3 protein-coding genes are annotated in these 2,878 nt (G+C 66.3%); all 3 read left to right on the top strand.

Annotation, left to right across the window (positions count from 1 at the left end; all coding sequences use genetic code 11):
* Nucleotides 1-1,266 (top strand): Do family serine endopeptidase (locus QZ281_RS15525; protein ID WP_292229898.1); only part of this gene is annotated, 1,266 nt, incomplete at its 5' end.
* Between the two features lie 74 nt (nt 1,267-1,340).
* On the top strand, nt 1,341-2,012 hold the full coding sequence (locus QZ281_RS15530) for a response regulator transcription factor (protein ID WP_292229900.1): 672 nt from the start codon (nt 1,341-1,343) through the stop codon (nt 2,010-2,012).
* Nucleotides 2,013-2,148: 136 nt separating this feature from the next.
* Nucleotides 2,149-2,878 (top strand): HAMP domain-containing protein (locus QZ281_RS15535; protein ID WP_292229902.1); only part of this gene is annotated, 730 nt, incomplete at its 3' end.

Genomic DNA, 2,878 nt, shown 5'->3' on the forward strand with positions numbered 1-2,878 from the left:
CCCTTCCAGTTTGCGCCGCCCCAGGGACGCGGACGTCAGGGACAGGATGCCGAGCCGCAGACGACCCAAGGCGCCGGGTCCGGCTTCTTCATCTCGCAGGACGGCTTCATCGTCACCAACAACCACGTCGTCGCCGACGCCACCGAGATCAAGGTGAAGATGTCGGACGGGCGTGAACTGCCCGCGCGCCTGATCGGCCGTGACGCCGCCACCGATCTGGCCGTCATCAAGGTGGACGGTTCGAACTTCAAATACGTCAGCTTCGAAGAAACGGCTGATCCGCGCGTTGGCGACTGGGTCATCGCCATCGGCAACCCGTTCGGTCTGGGCGGCACAGCGACGGCGGGCATCGTTTCGGCCAAGGTGCGCGACATCGGCGGCAGCGAAAACCCCTACACCGACTTCCTGCAGATCGACGCCGCCATCAACCGGGGCAACTCGGGCGGTCCGACCTTTGACATCCATGGTCGCGTCATCGGCGTGAACTCGGCCATCTATTCGCCCACGGGCGGATCGGTCGGCATCGGCTTCGCCATTCCGGCAGAGACGGCCAAGACCATCACCTCGCGCCTGATGAGCGGCCAGACGATCGAGCGCGGCTATCTGGGCGTGCAGATCATCACCCTCAGCGACGAATACCGCGAAAGCCTGGGCCTGGCTGCCTCGACCAAGGGGGCCTATGTCGCCGAAGTCACCGCAGACGCGCCTGCCGCGCGCGGGGGCCTGAAGGCGGGTGATGTGGTCGTGGCCCTGAACGGCCGTCCGATCGTGACCTCGACGGAACTGACCCGCGCAGTCGGCAACGCCAAGCCGGGCGATACGCTGCGCCTGGACGTGCTGCGAGACGGCGGTCGCCAGACGGTCACCGTCCGTTCGGGCACGCGCCCCAGCAACCTGTCGACCTCGACGGCGGGCGAAGACGAGGGCGCGGAAACCCCCGGCAAGCCCAGCGCCACGGCGGGCGAGGTGGTCGAAGGTCTGACCGTCGCCCCCATCAGCCCGGCGCTGCGCACCCGCTATGAACTGCCTGCCGATGTTCAGGGCGTGGTCGTCACGGCGGTGGACCAGTCCTCGCGCGCGGCCCGCATGAGCTTCCAGCCGGGTCTGGTCATCATCCAGGCCAACGGCCGTTCGGTCAGTTCGGTCGCGGACCTGAAAGGCGCGGTCCAGACGGTCAAGAGCGCCGGTCGTCCGGGCGTTCTGCTGCTGGTCCGCACCCCGCGCGGCAACACGCCGGTGGTGCTGCCGCTGACGGGCGGCGAGTGATTGGTATTCTGACCAAGGCTTAACTCACTGAATCGCCGCCGATGGGCGGCGATTTTGATTCCGGAGAGGGCTGAATGCGTATTCTGGTGGTCGAGGATGACGCCGAAGCGGCGACCGCCATGGTGCGGGGGCTGTCCGAGGCCGGACATGATGTGACCCATGCTGTGGACGGCGCCTTTGGCCTGCTTGAGGCGCAAAAGGGCGGCTACGACGTCTATGTGGTCGACCGGATGATGCCGCGCCTAGACGGCGTGGGCATGGTCGAGATGGTGCGCAAGGGCGGCGATCAGACGCCGGTCCTGTTCCTGTCGGCTCTGGGCGAGGTCGAGGACCGGGTCACGGGCCTGAAGGCGGGCGCCGACGACTACCTGGTCAAACCTTACGCCTTCGCCGAGCTGATTGCGCGGGTTGAGGCTCTGGCCCGCCGTCGCGAAACGGGCGGCGTGCAGACCGTGCTCAAGGTCGGCGATCTGGAGATGAACCTGATCGGCCGCACCGTGCATCGCGGCACGACCGAGATCGATCTGCAGCCGCGTGAGTTCCAGCTGCTGGAGTTCCTGATGCGCCACGCCGGTCAGTCGGTGACGCGCACCATGCTGCTGGAGAAGGTCTGGGAATACCATTTCGACCCTCAGACCAACGTCATCGACGTCCACATCAGCCGCCTGCGCTCCAAGATCGACAAGGGTTTCGACAAGGCCATGCTCCAGACGGTGCGTGGCGCGGGGTACAGGCTGGAGGCTTGACGTCATTGGCGAGTGACGAGTGGGGAGTGGCGAGAGGGTGAGCAGCGTCTGGCGCAGACATGTGGTCAGGGGCCGAAAAGCCCCTGTGCGCTTGCTTACTCGCCACACGTCACTCGCTACTCGCCACTAAATCTCCATGCGCCTTCCCTCGCTCCTTCGCCGCACACCCTTCCGGCTGACGCTGCTGTTTCTGGCGCTGTTCGTGGCGGCGGCGGGGGCGATCCTGGCCTATGTCTATTTCGCCTCGGCGTCGGAGGCGCAGTCGCGGGCGCGGGCGGATGTGGAAACCGAACTGGGCGCGCTTACGGCGATCCATCGGACGCGGGGGATCGACGCCCTGAACCAGGCGCTGGTGGAGCGGTCGATCCGGGGCGGGCCCTATCTGTATCTGTTGTCCGATCCCACCGGAAAGACGATCACAGGCAACATCACCGAATCTCCCATCGACATCGATGAGACCCTGCCTGTCGGCCAGGGCGACTGGGAGACCTTCCGCCTGACCGACACCGACCCATCGGGCAAGGTGCAGCGCCGCCGCGCCATCGGCGTGGTCATGACCCTGACGGGCGGCGAGCACCTGTTCGTCGGTCAGGACATCGGCGACATCGAGGAATATCTGGCGCGTCTGACCCAGGCCCTGTGGGGGGCGATGGCGTTGGTCATGCTGCTGGGTCTGGCGGGCGGCCTCTACATCAGCCGCAAGGTTGAACAGGCGATGGCCGGGCTGAATCAGGTGGTTCAGGCGGTGCAGGAAGGCGACCTGAAACAGCGGGCGCCGGTGCGCCATTCGGGCGATGAACTGGACGAACTGGGCCAGGGGCTGAACCTGATGCTGGACCGGCTGGAGGCGTCGATGTCTTCGATCC

Source organism: Brevundimonas sp., from assembly GCF_018608325.1.
GTDB lineage: Bacteria > Pseudomonadota > Alphaproteobacteria > Caulobacterales > Caulobacteraceae > Brevundimonas.